11 protein-coding genes are annotated in these 17737 nt (G+C 73.9%); 8 read left to right on the top strand and 3 right to left on the bottom strand.

All coding sequences use genetic code 11. The features are described from left to right. Nucleotides 1-59: 59 nt before the first annotated feature. Both WA788_RS29450 and WA788_RS29445 read right to left on the bottom strand, forming a co-directional pair. Complete coding sequence (locus WA788_RS29450) at nucleotides 60-647, bottom strand: TetR/AcrR family transcriptional regulator (RefSeq protein ID WP_335982475.1); 588 nt, start codon at nucleotides 645-647, stop codon at nucleotides 60-62. 214 nt (nucleotides 648-861) lie between these two features. Next, entirely contained in the window at nucleotides 862-1518 is a 657-nt protein-coding gene (locus WA788_RS29445; protein ID WP_335982412.1) for a GNAT family N-acetyltransferase, read from the bottom strand. Nucleotides 1519-1584: 66 nt separating this feature from the next. On the opposite strand from WA788_RS29445, the gene WA788_RS29440 reads away from it, so the two are divergent. The 7 genes from WA788_RS29440 to htpG all read left to right on the top strand — a co-directional run bounded on the left by WA788_RS29440 (nucleotide 1585) and on the right by htpG (nucleotide 13277). Further along, complete coding sequence (locus WA788_RS29440; RefSeq protein ID WP_335982410.1) at nucleotides 1585-2589, top strand: NAD(P)-dependent oxidoreductase; 1005 nt, start codon at nucleotides 1585-1587, stop codon at nucleotides 2587-2589. 142 nt (nucleotides 2590-2731) lie between these two features. Next, nucleotides 2732-3334: a GNAT family N-acetyltransferase gene (locus WA788_RS29435; protein ID WP_335982409.1), complete on the top strand. Its 603-nt coding sequence runs from the start codon at nucleotides 2732-2734 to the stop codon at nucleotides 3332-3334. A gap of 77 nt (nucleotides 3335-3411) precedes the next feature. Then, nucleotides 3412-4206, top strand: coding sequence for an SAM-dependent methyltransferase (locus tag WA788_RS29430; RefSeq protein ID WP_335982408.1), 795 nt, complete (start codon nucleotides 3412-3414; stop codon nucleotides 4204-4206). A gap of 119 nt (nucleotides 4207-4325) precedes the next feature. Beyond that, nucleotides 4326-7763: a hypothetical protein gene (locus tag WA788_RS29425; RefSeq protein ID WP_335982407.1), complete on the top strand. Its 3438-nt coding sequence runs from the start codon at nucleotides 4326-4328 to the stop codon at nucleotides 7761-7763. 437 nt (nucleotides 7764-8200) lie between these two features. Next, nucleotides 8201-9292: a DUF1996 domain-containing protein gene (locus WA788_RS29420; protein ID WP_335982405.1), complete on the top strand. Its 1092-nt coding sequence runs from the start codon at nucleotides 8201-8203 to the stop codon at nucleotides 9290-9292. 110 nt (nucleotides 9293-9402) lie between these two features. Continuing rightward, nucleotides 9403-11160 (top strand): discoidin domain-containing protein, encoded by a 1758-nt coding sequence (locus WA788_RS29415; protein ID WP_335982403.1) that lies wholly within the window; start codon nucleotides 9403-9405, stop codon nucleotides 11158-11160. Nucleotides 11161-11309: 149 nt separating this feature from the next. Further along, nucleotides 11310-13277 carry a molecular chaperone HtpG gene (htpG, locus tag WA788_RS29410; protein ID WP_335982401.1) on the top strand — a complete coding sequence of 656 codons (1968 nt, stop codon included), beginning with the start codon at nucleotides 11310-11312 and terminating at the stop codon, nucleotides 13275-13277. A 114-nt stretch (nucleotides 13278-13391) separates the two neighbouring features. Here the strand turns inward: htpG and WA788_RS29405 are convergent, their stop codons facing one another. Then, the gene (locus WA788_RS29405; protein WP_335982400.1) at nucleotides 13392-14429 is read right to left on the bottom strand and encodes a PASTA domain-containing protein; all 1038 of its coding nucleotides are present in this window, start codon (nucleotides 14427-14429) and stop codon (nucleotides 13392-13394) included. Between the two features lie 316 nt (nucleotides 14430-14745). On the opposite strand from WA788_RS29405, the gene WA788_RS29400 reads away from it, so the two are divergent. Beyond that, the gene (locus WA788_RS29400; protein WP_335982398.1) at nucleotides 14746-17649 is read left to right on the top strand and encodes a DEAD/DEAH box helicase; all 2904 of its coding nucleotides are present in this window, start codon (nucleotides 14746-14748) and stop codon (nucleotides 17647-17649) included. The last annotated feature ends 88 nt before the right edge of the window (nucleotides 17650-17737 follow it).

Here is a 17737-nt window from a genome sequence, read left to right as displayed (position 1 = left end):
GGATGTGCGTGCGGGACGCCGGCGCATGTGCGGGCGTGGTGCGGCGGGCCGCGGGCGGCTCAGTCCGCGGCCGGGCGCTCCGGCAGCCCCGCGCGCAGGTCGAGGAGCGGGCCGAGTTCGCGCGCGACCGTGTGCAGGGGGGCGGGCGACTGCTCGGCCCGGGCGATGAGCAGGGCCCCTTCGAGCGCGCTGATCATGAGGGTGGCGAGCGCGGGCGCCTGCGCGGCGGGTACGCCGAGGTCGGTGAGGGCGGCGGCGAGAGGTGCGTTCCAGGTGGCGAAGGCGGCAGCGGCGGCCTCGCGGGTGGACGCGGCGGACTCCGCGCAGTCGACGGTCGCCGCGGCCACCGGGCAGCCCGCGCGGAGCCCGTCGGCGTCGAACTCCCGCGTCCACTGCCCGACCATCGCGGTGAACAGCGCGCTCGGCGACGGCTCGGCCAGTTCGGCCACCTCGGCCAGGAAGCGGTCGACCCGCCCGGCGGCGTACCGGCCGGCCCACGCCACCGCCTCGTTGACCAACTGCTCCTTGCCGCCGGGGAAGTAGTGCTGGAGCGAGCCGCGCGGCGCACCCGCGTGGGCGGCCACCTCGCGCATGCCGGTCGCGTTCACCCCGTCGCGGCGGATGAGTTGGGCCGCGCTGAACACCATCCGCTCGCGTGGGCCGTACGTACGCGCCGGCGGGCCGCCCGCCCGATCGGACCCGCCCGCCGTCGAATTGCCGCCGCGCCCCGGCCCGTCCACCATCGCGGTGGCGTCCACCGCGTCCACCGCGTCCACCGCGTCCACCGCGTCCACCGCGTCCACCGCGTCCACCGCGTCAGCCGTGTCCGCCGCGTCCACCGCGTCAGCCGTGTCCGCCGCGTCAGCCGAGTTCGCCGTGTCCGCTGTACCCGCTCCCACCGTCTCCCGCCTCCGTCCACTCCGCCGGGTCCAGCCTATAGACGCCGGTCAACGTGTCGGTCGCGCGCGACATCCGCACCGGCCGCAGCCGCCGGCCCAGCGTGCCCAGCAGCGCCTGCCGGCCCGGGAGCACCGACGCCGACACCAGCCGGGTGCCGCGCGCCCGGGCCCGGTCGAGCAGCACGTCGAGCATGGCCGCGCCGGCCCCGCGCCGCTGCCAGCCGTCGACCACCAGCAGCCCCAACTCGCCCAGGGGGCCGGGGTACGGCGCCGCTCCTGGGCCGTCCGCCCACTCCGTCGCCAGGCTGCCGAGGCCCACGGGCGCCGGGCAACCGCCGTACACAGACGGGCTGCCGGGCGGGAAGGGCTCCTGCGGGTAGGCGATCACCGCGTCATGCCGCTCGGGTCGGCCGGCGAGCACCGCGTCCAGGTACGAGCGGGGCAGTTCCCGCAGCCGGCCGAAGAAGCGCAGCCGTACGGTCTCGGCCGAGCAGCGTGCGAAGAGCCCGTCGAGTACGGGGCCGTCCTGCGGTCGTGCGGCCTCGACCCGCCATCGGAGAGCGGGGCCGGGACCGGGGCTGGGCGTACTCGACGCCGCACCCGTTATGACGTTCGTCATAGCTCCCAGTATTATGACGGCTGTCATAGATCGCAAGCGGGGGCGGACGAGGCGGGGAGGACCGGGATGAACGCAGGTCACGCGGGCGGTACGGAAGGCGCGGGCGGCCGTACGGGCTTCATCGGCCTCGGCGTGATGGGGCAGCCCATGGCGCTCAACCTCGCCCGGGCCGGCGTCCCGCTCGTGGTGTGGAACCGCAGCCCGGACCGGTGCGAGCCGCTTCGCGCCGCCGGGGCGAGCGTCGCCGCGGACCCGGCCGACGTGCTCCGGCGCTGCCGTACGGTGCTGCTCATGCTCTCCGACGGCGCCGCCATGGACGCCGTACTCGGCCGCGGCACCCCGGACTTCGCCGCGCGCGTGGCCGGGCGGGTGATCGTCCACATGGGCACGACCGCGCCGGAGTACTCCCGGGAGTTGGGCGCCGACATCCGTGCGGCGGGCGGTGGTTACGTGGAGGCGCCGGTCTCGGGCTCCCGGGTGCCCGCGGAACAGGGGCGGTTGGTGGCGATGCTCGCCGGGGACGAGGAGGACGTCCGGACCGTACGCGAACTGGTCGCGCCCATGTGCCACGAGGTGTTCGTGTGCGGGGACGTGCCCGAGGCGCTGCTGACCAAGCTGGCGGTGAACATCTTCCTGATCACCACCGTCACCGGGCTGGTGGAGGCGTTCCACTTCGCCGAGCGGCACGGGCTGGACCGCGAGCGCTTCCTCGCCGTGGTCGACGCCGGGCCGATGGCCAGCGGGGTGTCTCGGATGAAGGCGCCGAAGCTCAGGGACGACGACTTCGCCGTGCAGGCAGGGGTGCTGGACGTGCTGAAGAACAACGAGCTGATCGCGGCAGCCGCCAGGCAGGCGGGAATCGCCTCACCGCTGCTCGACGTCTGCCACGGCCTCTTCGCCCAGACCGCGCAACTCGGCCACGGCGGGGCCGACATGGTGGCGGTGCTGCGCGCCCTCGAGGCCCGCACCGAGGCGCTGCCCGGAGCCCGCGGCCAGGCGCGGACCGGAGCACATGACGAGGCCCAGCCCGGAGCCCAGGGCGGGAAAGCCGCCGCCTCCCGAACCGCCTGACCGCGCCGCCGCCCACCGCATAGGCTGCAACCGCCGCCCGCCCCTTACGTGTTGCGAGGTGCGGGACGGGGCACCGGGGGCGCACAGACGCGGCCAGGACGGAACGCGGACGGACCGACGGCGGACGGAAGGCGGGCGCGCGATGGGTGTGGCGATACGCAGGGCCGGGGCGGACGACCGGGCGGCCGTGGTGAAGCTGCTGGACGAGGGCTTCGCGCAGGACCCGGTGAGCAACTGGGTGTTCCCCGACCCCGAGCGGTTCCGCCGCAGCCACGGCACCCTGATGGGCGCCTTCCTGGACATCTCGCTCGCCGAGGGCTGGACGGACGTCACCGAGGACGGCACCGGGTGCGCGCTGTGGGTGCCGGTGGAGGCGGGCGACCACGGTGACCCGGACGACCCGGCGCGCTTCCGCGAGGCGGTCGACCCCGGCAACGAACGGGTGGAGCAGATCGCCCGCCTCACCTCGGCGACCCACCCCAGGGACCGCGCCCACGCGTACCTGATGATGATCGCCGTCGCACCGTCCGTACGCGGGCGAGGCGTTGGCGCCGCCTTGATCAACAACACGCTGCGGCGGTGCGACCGCGACGGGCTGCCGGCGTACCTCGAAGCGAGCAGTCCGCGCAGCCGCGGGTTGTACGAGCGCCTCGGGTACGGCTTCCTCGGCACCGCGGTGGAACTGCCCGGCGGGCCGCACATGTACCCGATGTGGCGCGAGCCGCGCACCGCGGCCCAGGGCTGAGCGCGGCGCCCGCCGTCCGCGTGCCCAGTCGAAAACCGCTTCCGGTCGGCCCGGTCGGCCGCATAGCGTGCCCGCCCATGGACCAGCACCACGGCAACGATCACGGCAACAACCACGGCACACCGCCGCGCCTGACCCGGCTGACCTTCCACGGGCCGCTCTCCGACGCCCGTGCGGCGGCCATCATCGACCGGCTGGCCGGCACCGCGCCGCCGCGGACCGTGCTCGACATCGGTTGCGGCTGGGGCGCGTTCATGCTCCCGGTGCTCGAGGCGGTGCCGGGCGCGACCGGTGTCGGCGTCGACCTGAACGCCGAGGACCTCGCGCGCGGCCGTGCGGCCGCCGAGCAGCGCGGCCTGGCCGACCGCGTGGCCTTCGTCGAGGAGTCGGGCATCGGCACCACCCGCGGGCCCGCCGACCTCGTCCTGTGCCTGGGTGCCGGGCACGCGCTCACCGACCAGAGCCCGCCCGGCCACATCAAGGCGGCACTTCAGGCTCTGCGCGGCCTGGTGACCCCGAACGGCCGCGTGCTGTACGGCGAGGGCTTCTGGGAGCAGCCCCCGCCGCCGGACCGGCTCGCCGCGATGTGGCCCGGCGCGTCCGCCGGCGAACTGCCCGACCTCGCCGGGCTGGTGGACCTCGCGGTGGCCGCCGGGTTCCGCCCCTCCTGGATCGAGACCGCGAACGCCGACGAGTGGGACGCCTTCGAGTCCGGCTACCAGTCCGACACCGAGGACTGGCTCGCCGCGCACCCCGGCCACCCGCTCGCCGCCGAGACCCGCGCCCGCCTCGATGCCCACCGCGCCAACTGGCTGCGCGGCTACCGCGGTTACCTCGGCATCGCCTATCTCACCCTCACCCCGGCCGCCTGAACCGCCCTGCCCCACCCCGCCCTGTCCCAACCCAACCCTGCTCCCCCCCGGCCGCCTGGACTCCCGCCGCCGAACCCGCCGCCTGGGCCTTGCCGACCGACCGCTTGGAGGACCACCGCATGACCCACGCACCCGGGTCCGTACGCGCCGCCGTCGACGAACTGCTCGCCGCTGTCGACCCGCTGCCCCACGGCGAGCGGATGCGGCACCTCGCCGCCTGGGCGCGGGAGCAGGCGCGGCGTCCGGCGGGAGCCGGTCCACCCGACCTGCGGGCCGCGCTCCACGAGTTGGACCGCCGCGGCAGCTACGGCCGCCGGCTGGCGGGCACCGCGGCGGTCGCCGGGCGGGACCTGGAGTTCCTGGAGCACCGCCTCCTCGACCCGGACCCCGCGGTGCGCCGCCACGCGCAGAAGGCGGCGGTCCGGCTGCCGCTCCGCGACGACGCACTGGCCCGCGCGGTGCACGACGCACCGCAGGACGCCCGGCGCCGACTCGCCCACGTCGTCGTGGCCGGCGGCCGGACCGCGCTGGCCGAGCGACTGCTGCCGACCGTACGGGAGTTGTGGGACGACGAGGAGGCGGCCCGGCTGCTGCCCGGCTGCGGCGGCGCGACGGTGGCGCGGCTGCTGCCCGAGCTGTTCCGGGCGGTGGTGAACTGGCAGGCGCTCGGCCGCAGCCACCCCGACCAGGTGCTGGCCGAGGTGGAGCGCCAACTCGCCGAGCTGCCGCAGCAGTCCCGCGCCGCCTGGTGGGCCCGCAACGCCGACGTGTTCCCCGCCGTCGCGAAGGCCCGCCCCGCGCGCGTCCTCGACCTGCTGGACGCGCACTGCCCGCCCCGGCTCCCGACGCCGGTGCGGAGCATCCTCGGGCTGCTGGCCAGGGCGGAGCCGGGCCGTACGATCCGGCTGATCACCGCGCCCCGCCGCGCCGCCGCCCCCGCGAGCGACCTGGTATCCCGTGCCGCCCTGGCGCGGATCGCCCGCTGCGACCCGCCCGAACTGGCCGACCTCGCCCGGGCCTGGAGCCACCGGCAGGACGCCCTCGCCCACCTGCTGCGCGCCCTGCCGCCCTCCCGCCGCGCGTCCTGCTACGACGCCGCCACCGCGGGGCAGGACCTGTCGCGCACCGAACTGTCCGACGCGCTGCTCGAGGTGCTGCCGCGCCCGCGCGCCCAGGCAGAGGCGCGGCGGACGGCCGGGCAGCTCGAACGCGCCGGCGCGGCCTGGCAGGTGGTGCTGGCCGCCGTCGCCCACCTGCCCCCCGCCGAGGCACGCCCGCGGCTGCTGGCCGCCACCCGCCGGCCCGCGGCCGAGGACCGCGCACAGGCGTACCCGCTGCTGGCGGCCAACGCCGCCCGGTCGGGCGACCCGGCCGCGGTGGCCGAACTCGTGGGCGAACTCGGGAGGTTGCGCAACGAGCAGGAGCCGGTCCGCACACCCGCGCTCGCGGCCCTCGCGCGCGTCCCGGCGCGGCTGTTCACCGGTACCGATGCCGACGCGCTCGACCGGATCGCCGCCGACGCCGTGGAGGCGCGGGACAGCTCGTACGGCACCCGGCACGCGCTGTCCCGGCTGGCCGTCGCACTGCTGCGGGAGCACGCGGTCAGCGGTGAAGAGCGACTGGTCGCCGCCGCGTTGAAGATCCTCGCCCGGCTCTCGGGCGGCACCGGTGGCGCGAACCTCGGCCGGCTGGACCAAGTGCTCCGCCGAGGGCAGGAGTTCCAGGTCTTCGACGTACTGCGGCCCTGGCTGGAGGCGGGCGCGGACCGGGTCGACCACACGCTGACCTTCGCGCTGGCCCGGGCCCTGGGCCGCCGGGCGCGCCACATGCCCCAGCTCCAGGAACTCCTGTGGCAGGCCGTGCAGTTCGGCAACAGCACGACGGTACGCACCGCCGTCGACCTGTGGCTGGACGACCCGCGGACCCGCAGCGAGCGGGCCGTGCGGGTGCTGGAACTCGAACCGTCCGCCGCCGTCCTCGCCCCGGTGCTGCACGTCCTCGCCCGCCACCGCACCGACCTGCTCGACACGGTGCTGGGCGACCGGCCGCCCTACGGCCGCTTCCTGACCCCCGGCACGCGCTGGCTGCCGCCCACCGACAGCGCCCACCGGTGGCTGCCGCGCCAGCAGCAGGCCGCGGCACGGCTGTTGCGGCGAGCCGCGGGCGAGGCATCGCTGCCCACCTACCAGCGGGCCGGGTACATCCGCGACGCGGCCACGATCCCGGACGCCGGGTTCGACGTCGTACGCCGCCACCTCGGCGCCACCGACACGGTGCTCGCCGAGGCCGCGCTCGGCGCCCTGCCCTGGACCGACCGGCCCGCCGAAGCGCTCCCGCTGCTGCTCGCCCACGCCGGCGACGACCGGGCGCGGGTCGCGCTGTACGCGGCGGGGCGCGCGGCGCGCTTCGTCGCCCCGTCACGGCTGGAGGCGGCGCTGCGGGCCGCGCTGCTGCCCGCGCCCGACGGCACCCCGCCGCCGGCGGCCAAGGTCACCAGCCGCAAGGAGATGATCCGGCTCGCGGCCACCCGCCTGCCCGTCGAGGCGGCGAGCGCGCTGGTCGCGGCCGCCTACGGCCTCCAGGAGCAGCACCCGGACGTGCGGGCCGCGTGCGTGCCGTTCGTGGCCGGGCGGCTGCTGCGCACACCCGCCGCATGGGAACTGCTCGAACAGGCCGCCGCCGGGGCACCGGTCACCCAGGGCGCGATCCTGCGCACCGCGCCCTTCGAACTGCCCCCGGCCGAACGCGCCCGCTACGCACGGCTGGTGGCACGGGTCCGGGACTCCGCGGACCAGGAGACCGCCGACGCGGCCACCGGCCGGCTCGCCGCCTGGTCGCCCTGGTACCCCGAGGCCGCACCGCTCCTGGTCGCCTCGGCGGTCGACCAGGGCAACCGGACATCCTGGCGGCCGGCCGCCGACGGACTGGTGTCGCTCGCCCGCGGCGCCGACGGCGCCCGGCCGCTCCTGGACGCCCTCGCCCGCCTCGTGGCGGACGACGCGCAGGCCGCCGCCCGCGGACTGGACGCCGCCGACGAACGGGACCGGCCCGCCCGGCAGCGGATCGACCACCTCGTGCAGCGGCTGACCGGCACCGTGTCCGCCACCGGCGGCCGGGCCACCCGCGCCGCCGTCCGCCGTGCAGGCGAACTCCTGAGTGCCCACGACGACTTCGTGCACCAGGGTGCCCATCTCGCCGCCCTCGCCCTCGACCTGGACGCCGAACCGCCCGCGGCGCTGGTCGAGTCGCTGGAGCTCCTGGCCGCACCGCTGCGCCGCCGGCCGGTGCTCGCCGCGCACATCGCGGGCGTCCTGCGCGCCCGGCTCGGCACCACCCGCCGCCCGGGCGACCCGCTCGCGCTCCTGGCCGCCGTCGACCGCCTCAGTGCGGCCGACGGGCAGGCCGCGGAAGGGCAGTTCGCGGTGGCCGTCACCCAGGCGCTCGGCGTCCGCACCGGCTGGAGCGAGGACTGGCGCGCCCGCCTGCGCACCCTGCGCCGCCACCCGGACCCGGACGTGCGCTCCGCGGCCCTCGCGGTGACCACGGCGGCGGAGTGACGGACGAGCCCCGACCCGTGCCTTTCGGGGCCGCGGTGGTGTACGACCCGGCAGCCCGGCGCCGTACACCACCGAGGCCCGTACGGCCGGTACGCCGCCCGCCCTGGCCGCCACCGTTCGCACCCTGAGCCCCGCCCGCCCCAACTCCCGCACAGCATGCGGAAGAGGGCTCCCCATGCTTCCTCCACAACCTTCACGACATCGCCACGACCTGTGAAGCGCCAGGCCAGCACCCCGCAGGTGCCCTTGCACGACGGGCCGCTCCGCACCAGCGACTTCAAGAACTGTTGACACCCCCGAACCGGAAGCGCAACATGCCGTGACGCGGGAGAGCGCTCTCCGAACTCTTCACCGCGTTGTCGGCCGCACCGCGGGCACCCTCGGGCGGAGCGGCCGCGCGAGGACATCCACCGGAGCCGGGAGGACGAGGAGTTCCCATGGCACGCAGGTCCAGAAAGCTTCCAGGGCTGCTCATAGCGCTCGCGATGACCGCGGTGGGGGGTGCGGTGGCACTCACCGGAAACGCTTCCGCCGCACCGTCGTCGCACACCGCGGCGCACCACGCCGGCACGGCGGCGGCGATGGACATGCCGGTGTCCACGCAGACGTCGGGCGACGACCCCGACGGGGACGGCTACATCATGGCCGACCCGCCGGTCACCGGGGTGACGCCGTCGACGTACGACCCGCCGCACGCGTACTTCCACGAGTTCCAGGCGAAGTGCGCGCCGTCCCACACGCTGCCGGACGACCCGATCGTCTTCCCCGGGCAGCCGGGCAAGTCGCACGACCACACCTTCATGGGCAACGTCAGCACGAACGCCGACTCGACGACCGCCTCGCTGGAGGCGGCGAGCGGCACCACGTGCAACGCGCCCGGCGACAAGTCGGCCTACTGGATGCCGAGCATGTTCAACGGCGACCAGAAGATCCTGCCGATCGGCCCGCAGACGATCTACTACAAGTCGGGCGTCAACGACTACACCAGCGTCCGGCCGTTCCCCAAGGGGCTGCGGTTCGTGGTCGGCAACCCGATGCAGACCAAGGAGCAGTTCCAGAACCTCAAGGGCACGGTGGAGGGTTGGGAGTGCGGGAACAGCTACGGGAACTTCGACATCCCCGTCTCCTGTCCCGACACCCCTGACGTGCAGCTCAACATCCGCCTCCAGGCGCCCAGCTGCTGGGACGGCATCCACCTGGACACGCCGGACCACCAGAGCCACATGGCGTATCCGGTCCCGTCGGGCGCCAACCAGAACGTCTGCCCGGCCGACCACCCGGTGGCGCTGCCGATGATCGAGTTCAAGATGGCCTTCCCGGTCAACGGCGACATGTCGCAGGTCCACCTCGCAAGCGGGGCGGGCTTCTCCTTCCACTACGACTTCTTCGCCGACTGGGACGACGCCACGCTGGCCGCCATGGTCACCCACTGCATCAACGGCGGGTTGCAGTGCGACGACCACGGCTACGACCAGAGCCAGCCCGGCAAGGGCGCCGTGCTCGACAGCAACTACGAGTTGATCCCGTAACCCGTGCGCGGGTCTCTCCCGGAGGGCGCCGTTCCACGCCCTTCGGGAGAGCGCTCTCCCAGTGTTTCGTGCCGAGCTCGTACCAAAGCTCGTACCAAGGAGGAAGACACATGCAACGACCCTTCCGGAAGGGGCGGGCGCGACGCGCGGTCGCCCCGCTCGCGGCGACCGCGCTCGCCGTCGCCGGGCTCGCCGTGATCCAGGCGCCCGCCGCTCACGCGGCCGGGTCCGTGGTCAAGGTGACCGGCTCGCAGGGCCACTGGCAACTCACCGTCGACGGCGCCCCGTACGAGGTGAAGGGCCTGACGTGGGGGCCGGCCGCGACCGACGCGGCGCAGGACCTGCCGGACCTGGCGAAGGCGGGCGTCAACACGGTCCGCACCTGGGGCACCGACGCGACCAGCGCGCCGCTGTTCGACGCGGCCGCGGCCAACGGCATCAAGGTGATCGCCGGCTTCTGGCTCCAGCCCGGCGGCGGCCCGGGCTCGGGCGGCTGCGTCGACTACCTGACGGACGACACCTACAAGAACGACATGCTCGCCGAGTTCCCCAAGTGGGTGGACACCTACAAGGACAACCCGGGCGTGCTGATGTGGGACGTCGGCAACGAGTCGGTGCTCGGACTCCAGAACTGCTACAGCGGCGACGCGTTGGAGCAGCAGCGCGCCGCGTACGTCAGCTTCGTCGACCAGATCGCGCAGAAGATCCACGCCGTCGACCCCGACCACCCCGTGACCTCCACCGACGCGTGGACCGGCGCCTGGCCGTACTACAAGAAGTACGCGCCGGACCTGGACCTGTACGCCGTCAACTCCTACAAGGACGTCTGCAACGTCAAGTCGGCCTGGGAGGCGGGCGGCTACGACAAGCCGTACATCGTCACCGAGGGCGGCCCGGCCGGCTCCTGGGAGGTGCCGAACGACGCGAACGGCGTGCCCGACGAGCCGACCGACCAGCAGAAGGCCGACGGCTACACCACCGCCTGGAACTGCGTCACCAGCCACCAGGGCGTCGCACTCGGCGCCACCCTCTTCCACTACGGCACCGAGGACGACTTCGGCGGCATCTGGTTCAACCTGGTGCCCGACGGCCTCAAACGCCCGTCGTACTACGCGGTGAAGAAGGCGTACGGCGGTGACACGTCCGGGGACGACCAGCCGCCGCTGGTCTCGGACATGACCGTCAGCGGCGCCACCGACGGGGTGCCCGCCGGCGGTGACGTGACGATCAGCACCGACACCACGGACCCGGAGCACGAGCAGATCAGCTACCAGGTGCTCTACAGCAGCATCTACCTTGACAACAACGGCGCGCTCACCCCGGTGGCCGCCACCGTCAACGGCAACACCCTCACCGCCAAGGCACCCGACCGGCCGGGCGTGTGGAAGGTCTACGTCAAGGCCACCGACGGCCACGGCAACGTCAGTTACGGCGCGAAGTCGCTGAAGGTGGTGCCCCCGAAGGTGTCCGGCACCGATGTGGCGCTGAACAAGCCCGCCACGGCGTCCTCGTTCCAGACCGACCCGACCGGCGGCTGCCCCTGCACCGCGGCCGACGCGGTCGACGGCAACACCGCCACCCGCTGGTCCAGCGACTGGAGCGACCCGCAGTGGCTCCAGGTGGACCTGGGCCAGCACACCGCGTTCACGCATGTGCAGCTGTACTGGGAGGCGGCGTACGCGAAGGCGTACGACATCCAGACCTCGGACGACGGCGTCAACTGGACGACGGTGAAGTCGGTCACCGACGGTGACGGAGCGATCGACGACATCGATGTGAACGGTGCCGGGCGCTACGTCCGGGTGCTGGGCACCCAGCGCGGGACCGGATACGGCTACTCGCTGTACGAGTTCGGCGTGTACGCGTGAGACAGGGCGGCCGAGCGGTCGCCCGACGGCTCCGCGGGCGCGCTGCCCGCGGGGCCGTTGCCCGGTGGGCCGGTCGCGAGCGGCCCGGCTGATCTACAGTGCTGAGGTCAGGACCTGCCACCCGGTGATCTGTGAAGGACCAACGGACGATGTCGACCGAGACGTTCGAGTTCCAGGTGGAGGCGCGCCAGCTCCTCCAGTTGATGATCCACTCGATCTACTCCAACAAGGACGTGTTCCTGCGGGAACTCGTCTCCAACGCCTCCGACGCCCTCGACAAGCTGCGGCTCGAAGCCCTCCGCGACGACTCGCTCGGCGCGGACGTCTCCGACCTCCACATCGAGCTCGAGGCCGACCCGCAGGCCCGCACACTCACCGTGCGGGACAACGGCATCGGCATGTCGCGCGACGAGGTGGTCCAACTCATCGGCACGATCGCGAACTCGGGCACCGCGAAGTTCCTTCGGGAGCTGAAGGACACCGAGGGCGCCGCGGCCACGGAGGGCCTGATCGGCCAGTTCGGCGTGGGCTTCTACGCGAGCTTCATGGTGGCCGACGAGGTGACGCTGCTGACACGGCGCGCCGGCGAGTCCCAGGGCACCCGCTGGGTGTCCGACGGCGAGGGCACGTACACCGTGGAGACCGTCGAGGACGCGCCGCAGGGCACGTCGATCCTGCTGCGGCTCAAGCCGGAGGACGCCGAGGACCAGCTGCACGACTACACGTCGGCGTGGAAGCTCCGCGACATCGTCAAGCGGTACTCGGACTTCATCACCTGGCCGATCCGGATGGCCGCGCAGCCGGCGCCCGCGGCGGCGGAGTCCGGCGACGGTGACGGGGACGCCGAGACCGGCGACGGCGAGTCGGGCGGGGAGTCCGCGGCTGCCGCCGAGCCGGAAGTGCTCAACTCCATGAAGGCGCTGTGGGCCCGGTCGCGGGATGAGGTGACCGACGAGGAGTACCACGAGCTCTACAAGCACATCAGCCACGACTGGATCGACCCGCTGGAGGTCATCCGCCTCCAGGCCGAGGGCACCTTCGAGTACCAGGCGCTGCTGTTCATCCCCTCGCACGCCCCGCAGGACCTCTTCATGCAGGGCTACCAGCGCGGTGTGCAGCTGTATGTGAAGCGCGTGTTCATCATGGACGACTGCGAAGCGCTGATGCCGTCGTACCTGCGGTTCGTCAAGGGCGTCGTGGACGCGCAGGACCTGTCGCTCAACGTCTCACGCGAGATCCTCCAGCAGGACCGCCAGATCCAGCTGATGCACCGCCGCCTGGCGAAGAAGGTCCTGTCGACGGTGAAGGACATGATGTCCGCCGCGCCCGACCGGTACGCCACCCTGTGGCGCGAGTTCGGGCGGGTGCTCAAGGAGGGGCTGCTCGACGACACCGACAACCGCGAGGCGATCCTCGGGGTGTCCTCCTTCGCGACCACCCACGACAAGGACGCGCCGACCACCCTCGCGCAGTACGTCGAGCGCATGAAGGACGGCCAGGAGCACATCTTCTACCTCACCGGCGAGTCCCGGCAGGCCATCGAGAACTCGCCCCACATGGAGGCGTTCCAGGCCAAGGGCATCGAGGTGCTGCTGCTCACCGACCCCGTCGACGAGGTGTGGGTGGACGCCGTGCCCGAGTTCGACGGGAGGAAGTTCCGCTCGGTCGCCAAGGGCGAGGTGGACCTCGGCACCGAGGAGGAGAAGGCCGAGGCCGGCAGCGAACGGGAGAAGCAGCAGGAGGAGTTCGCCGGGCTGCTCACCTGGATGACGGCCGAACTCGGCGACAGCGTCAAGGAGGTGCGGCTGTCCTCGCGGCTGACCGTCTCGCCCGCCTGCATCGTGTCCGACACCAATGACATGACGCCCGCGCTGGAGAACATCTACCGCGCCATGGGCCAGGAGCTGCCCAAGGTGAAGCGCATCCTCGAACTCAACCCCAAGCACGCCCTGGTGACCGGCCTCAACCGAGCCCACGGCGAGCGGGCGGACGACCCGGCCCTCAAGGAGACGGCCGAGCTCGTCCACTCCATGGCGCTGCTGGCCGAGGGCGGCGAACTCGCCGACCCGGCCCGCTTCGTCAAGCTGATGGCCGACCGCCTCGAACGCACCCTCTGACCCCCGCGTCGCGCCGGGCCGCCGCCGAGGGCCGCCCTCACCCGCCCCAGGCGGCGCCCAGCGCGACCAGCCGCTCGCGGTATTCCACGCCTGCGCCGACGCGGTCGACGGCGGTCAGGAGTGCCAGCGGTCGCGGCCGTCGGAACCGGGGCCGCAGACCATGGCGGTGCCGTGGTCGGTGACACCGGTGGCTCCGCGCGGCGAGCAGAACGCGCCAGGATGCACCGCGCCAGCGCTGCCGCCGCCGGTGGTGGACGAGGAACCGCCCGTCGAGGTGCCGGCTGCGTGGGATGTGCTGCCACCGCCGGTCGAGCCCGACGAGTCGGAACTGCTGCCCGGCAGGCTGCTGTCACCGGCGTGGTCCGGATCGTCCTCAGGGTTCTTGTAGGTCGTGTCCTTTGCCGACGGGCAGTGGTCGCCTGTGTCGGACGCGCTCCACCTGCCCAGGTCGAGCCGGACGGTGGTGGTGGATGTGATCTCCTCGCCGCTGCCCGGGTCTTGGAAGCAGACCCGCCATTCGTCGCCGTTCTTGGCCGCCTCCGTGGCGGTGGGTGGGGTGACGTCGAGGTAGACGTCGTCGAGCGTGGCGCGGGTGAGGTCGATGTGGGCGTGTTCCAGGATCTTGACGGCCGCGTTGTAGGTGTGGCCCACGACCTTCGGCATGTCCGGCCACGGGAGCGGGCCGCCGTCCTTCGCCGGACAGGGCTCGTCGGTCTTGACCGCGGCGAAGTCGATGGTCTTCGCGGTCGGGTCCGCCTGCTGGAAGCACACGTTCCACCCGCCGCGGATGATGACGGTGCGGGCCTTGTCGGCGGCGTCGTGGTCGATGGTGGTGAATCCGGCGGACCGTGCCTGCTCCTCAGCCGTGTCCAGCGGCTCGCCCGTGTAGTCGACGGTCCGCACAGCCTGGGTCGTTGCCGCGGGCGCGGCGGCCCCCGGGGCGGCTTTCGGCTTGGCATCGGTCGTGCTGGCGCTCGTGTCGCTTGCCTGGCCCGTGAGCGCCGCACCGAGCGTCATGAGCGCGATGGCCCCGAACATGGCCCCCAGCTTCGCGAACCAGCGCCAGGGCGGCAGCACCCACACCAGCACCATTGCCGCGATCATGACGAGGCACCCGAGGACCGCGTTGACCGCGCTGAAGACGGCGATCAAGGCCAGTACGCCCAGCGTGGCGGGAGTCTTCCTCCACCAAGGCCGACGTGCCGCCGGGGAGTTGTACGGGTTCACAGGTGTCCTCGGTGCTCGGGGGGAGAGACGGGTTTCGCCATCGGCGGGTAGCCGACGAATCCTACCGAAAGTGTTCGCATCATCGCGTTGGGTAACGACGATCTTCCTTGACGCACCCCGCGGTGCGTGCCGCACGCTGCTTCCGCGCTCCCGTCGCCGGGCGCAGAGGCGGAGGCGGGGGTCCAGGGGGATTGTCGGTGGGGGTGATTAGCCTGGTGGGACGGATGGAGGGGGGGTCGGGGTGCTTGAGGTGGTGGAGGTGGAGCGGGGGCGGTTGGGGGCCGCGGTGGCGGGGTTGGCGGGTGGGGAGGCGCTGTTCGTGGTGGGGGAGCCGCCGGGGCGGGGGCGGGTGGTGTTCTGGGGCGCGGAGGGGGTGGCGGATGTGGGGGTGCCGCCGGAGTGGGTGGCGGTGGTGTGCCCGGACGGGGAGGGCGGGCTGCGGGAGGAAAAGGTGGTGGCGGTGGCCGTCGGGGTGGAGCAGGCGGTGCCGGTGCTGACCCGCTGCCGGGGGCTGGGGGCGAGCGGCCGGGCGTCGGAGGGGATGGCGTTCTGGGGCGCGGCGGCGACGCTGGGCCTAGGCCTGCTGGCCCGGGGGCGGGCGGTGGCCGGGGTGACGGCCGAGGGCCACGACGGGTGGCGGATGGGTCCGTTGGACCGCGCCGACGAGGAGCGGCTCGCCGCACTGGCCGCCGCGATGCCGCACCGGGCCAGGGCCGTACCGGTGGCGGACGGGGCGCCCGTGGCGGTGCCGAGCGCCGAGGTGACGCTGCGGGGGTTCCTCGACGCGATGGCCGACGCGTTGACGCGCAAGCCCGCGGCTCGGGAAGCGGCCGGCGGCGCACCGTACGCGTCGCGCCCGCCGCGGGCCGTACGGGAGCGCGGCGCGCCGCCGGAGCCCGAACGGCGGGAGCCGGCGCTGCGGGTGTCGCTCCGCGTCGAGGTGACCGGCGGGGCCGTCGGGGACGGCGGGGACGTGTCCTTCCGCGCCGTGGTCCAACTGCACAGTGCGGCCGACCCGTCGGTGCTCGCCGACGCCGCCGACCTGTGGGCCGGTACGGCCGCGGCGCCCGAACGGTTCGGCCCGTACCCGCGGTTGGACGCGCGGGCGCTGCTGCGGGAGGCGGCGCGCGGGTGGCCGCCGGCCGCGCGCCTGCTGGTGCCGACCGCGCCGACCGCCCTCGACCTGACCGACGGCGAGGCGCGGGAGCTGCTGGGCGCGGCCGCCGAGCGGCTCACGGCGGGCGGCATCGCGGTGCACTGGCCGAAGGACCTGGTCCGCGGCCTGACCGCGACCGGCGTACTGGAACCGGCGGACGCCGCGCGCCGCGCCACGACCTCCGCGGCCGCGTCCTTCCTGTCCGGCGGGCTGCTGGACTTCCGGTGGCGGGTGGCGCTCGGCGGCGAGGAGCTGACCGGCGCGGAGGTCGAGCACCTGGTCCGTACGCACCGCCCGGTCGTACGGCTGCGGGACAGGTGGGTGCCGCTGGAAGCGGAGCTGGTACGGCGGCTGCGGGCGGCCGCGCGCCGAGGCGGCACCCCGTCACTGACGCCGGTGGAGGCGCTGGGCGCGGCGCTGACCGGCAGCGTGGACGTGGAAGGGGAGCGGGTCGAGGTCACCGCGGGCGCGGCGCTGGAGGAGCTGCGCGCACGGATCGCCGACCCGGAGGCCCGCGCGTCCCGCGAGCCGCGCCACCCGCCGAAGGCCCTCGCGGCCACCCTGCGCGGCTACCAACTGCGCGGCCTGGACTGGCTGCACCGGATGACGTCCCTCGGTCTGGGTGCCTGCCTCGCCGACGACATGGGCCTGGGCAAGACCGTCACCCTCATCGCGCTCCACCTGCGCCGCCAGGAGCGCAAGGCCACCGCGGGCCCGACGCTGGTGGTCTGCCCGGCCACGCTGCTGGGCAACTGGGAGCGCGAGATCCGCCGGTTCGCGCCGACCGCGCCCGTCGCCCGCTTCCACGGCCGCGGACGTGAACAGGCCATCCAGGACGCGGTGGCCGCGGGCGGCTTCGTGCTGACCACGTACGGGACGATGCGCCGCGACGCGGAACTCCTCGCCGCGCGGCCCTGGTCGCTGGTCGTCGCCGACGAGGCCCAGCACGTCAAGAACCCGCACGCGCACACCGCGCGGGCCCTGCGCCGTATCCCGTCCCGCGGCCGGGTGGCGCTGACCGGCACCCCGGTGGAGAACAACCTGTCGGACCTGTGGGCGCTGCTCGACTGGACCACGCCCGGGCTGCTCGGCACCCTCGGCGCCTTCCGGGACCGCTACGCGCGGGCCGTGGAGGGCGACCGCGACCCGCGGGCCGCCCGCGAACTGGCATCGCTGGTACGGCCGTTCCTGCTGCGGCGGCGCAAGTCCGACCCGGGGGTCGCGCCGGAGCTGCCGCCGAAGACCGAGACCGACCGGCCGGTGCCGCTCACGAAGGAGCAGGCGGCGCTCTACGACGCGCTGGTCCGGGAGCTGATGGCCGAGATCGAGGGCGCGGACGGCATGGCCCGGCGCGGGCTGGTGATGAAGCTGCTGACCGGCCTGAAGCAGGTGTGCAACCACCCGGCGCAGTACCTGAAGGAGCCCGAGGGGGTGGGACTCGGCGGCAGGTCGGGGAAGTTGGCGCTGCTGGACGAGCTGCTGGACACGGTGCTCGCCGAGGACGGCTCGGTGCTGGTCTTCACGCAGTACGTGGCGATGGCGCGGCTGATCGAGCGGCACCTCGCCCGGCGCGGTGTGCGGGCGCTGCTGCTGCACGGCGGCACCCCGGTCGGCCGGCGGGAGGAGATGGTGGACGCCTTCCAGAGCGGCGCCGTACGGGTGCTGCTGCTCTCCTTGAAGGCGGCCGGGACCGGTCTGAACCTGACGCGCGCGGGCCATGTCGTGCACTACGACCGGTGGTGGAACCCGGCGGTGGAGGACCAGGCCACCGACCGCGCGCACCGGATCGGGCAGACCCGTGCGGTGCAGGTGCACAAGCTGGTCGCCGAGGGGACGGTGGAGGAGAAGGTCGCCGCGCTGCTGCGGCACAAGCGCGAACTCGCCGACGCCGTCCTGGGTTCGGGCGAGGCGGCGTTCAGCGAGCTGAGCGACGGGGAACTGGCCGAGCTGGTCGCGCTGTGCGGGCGGATGCCGCGCCGGAAAGGCTGAATTCATTCGAACGAGGGGTCGGCGAGGGGTCGGCGAGCGGCCGGTTCACTCGATCGAGTGTGGTTGCCGGTCATATGCGGGGGGAGAA

Source organism: Streptomyces sp. CA2R106 (assembly GCF_037034245.1).
Lineage (GTDB): Bacteria > Actinomycetota > Actinomycetes > Streptomycetales > Streptomycetaceae > Actinacidiphila.
Note: the sequence above shows the minus strand (reverse complement) of the source record. Positions and strands in the feature narration are given on the sequence as shown.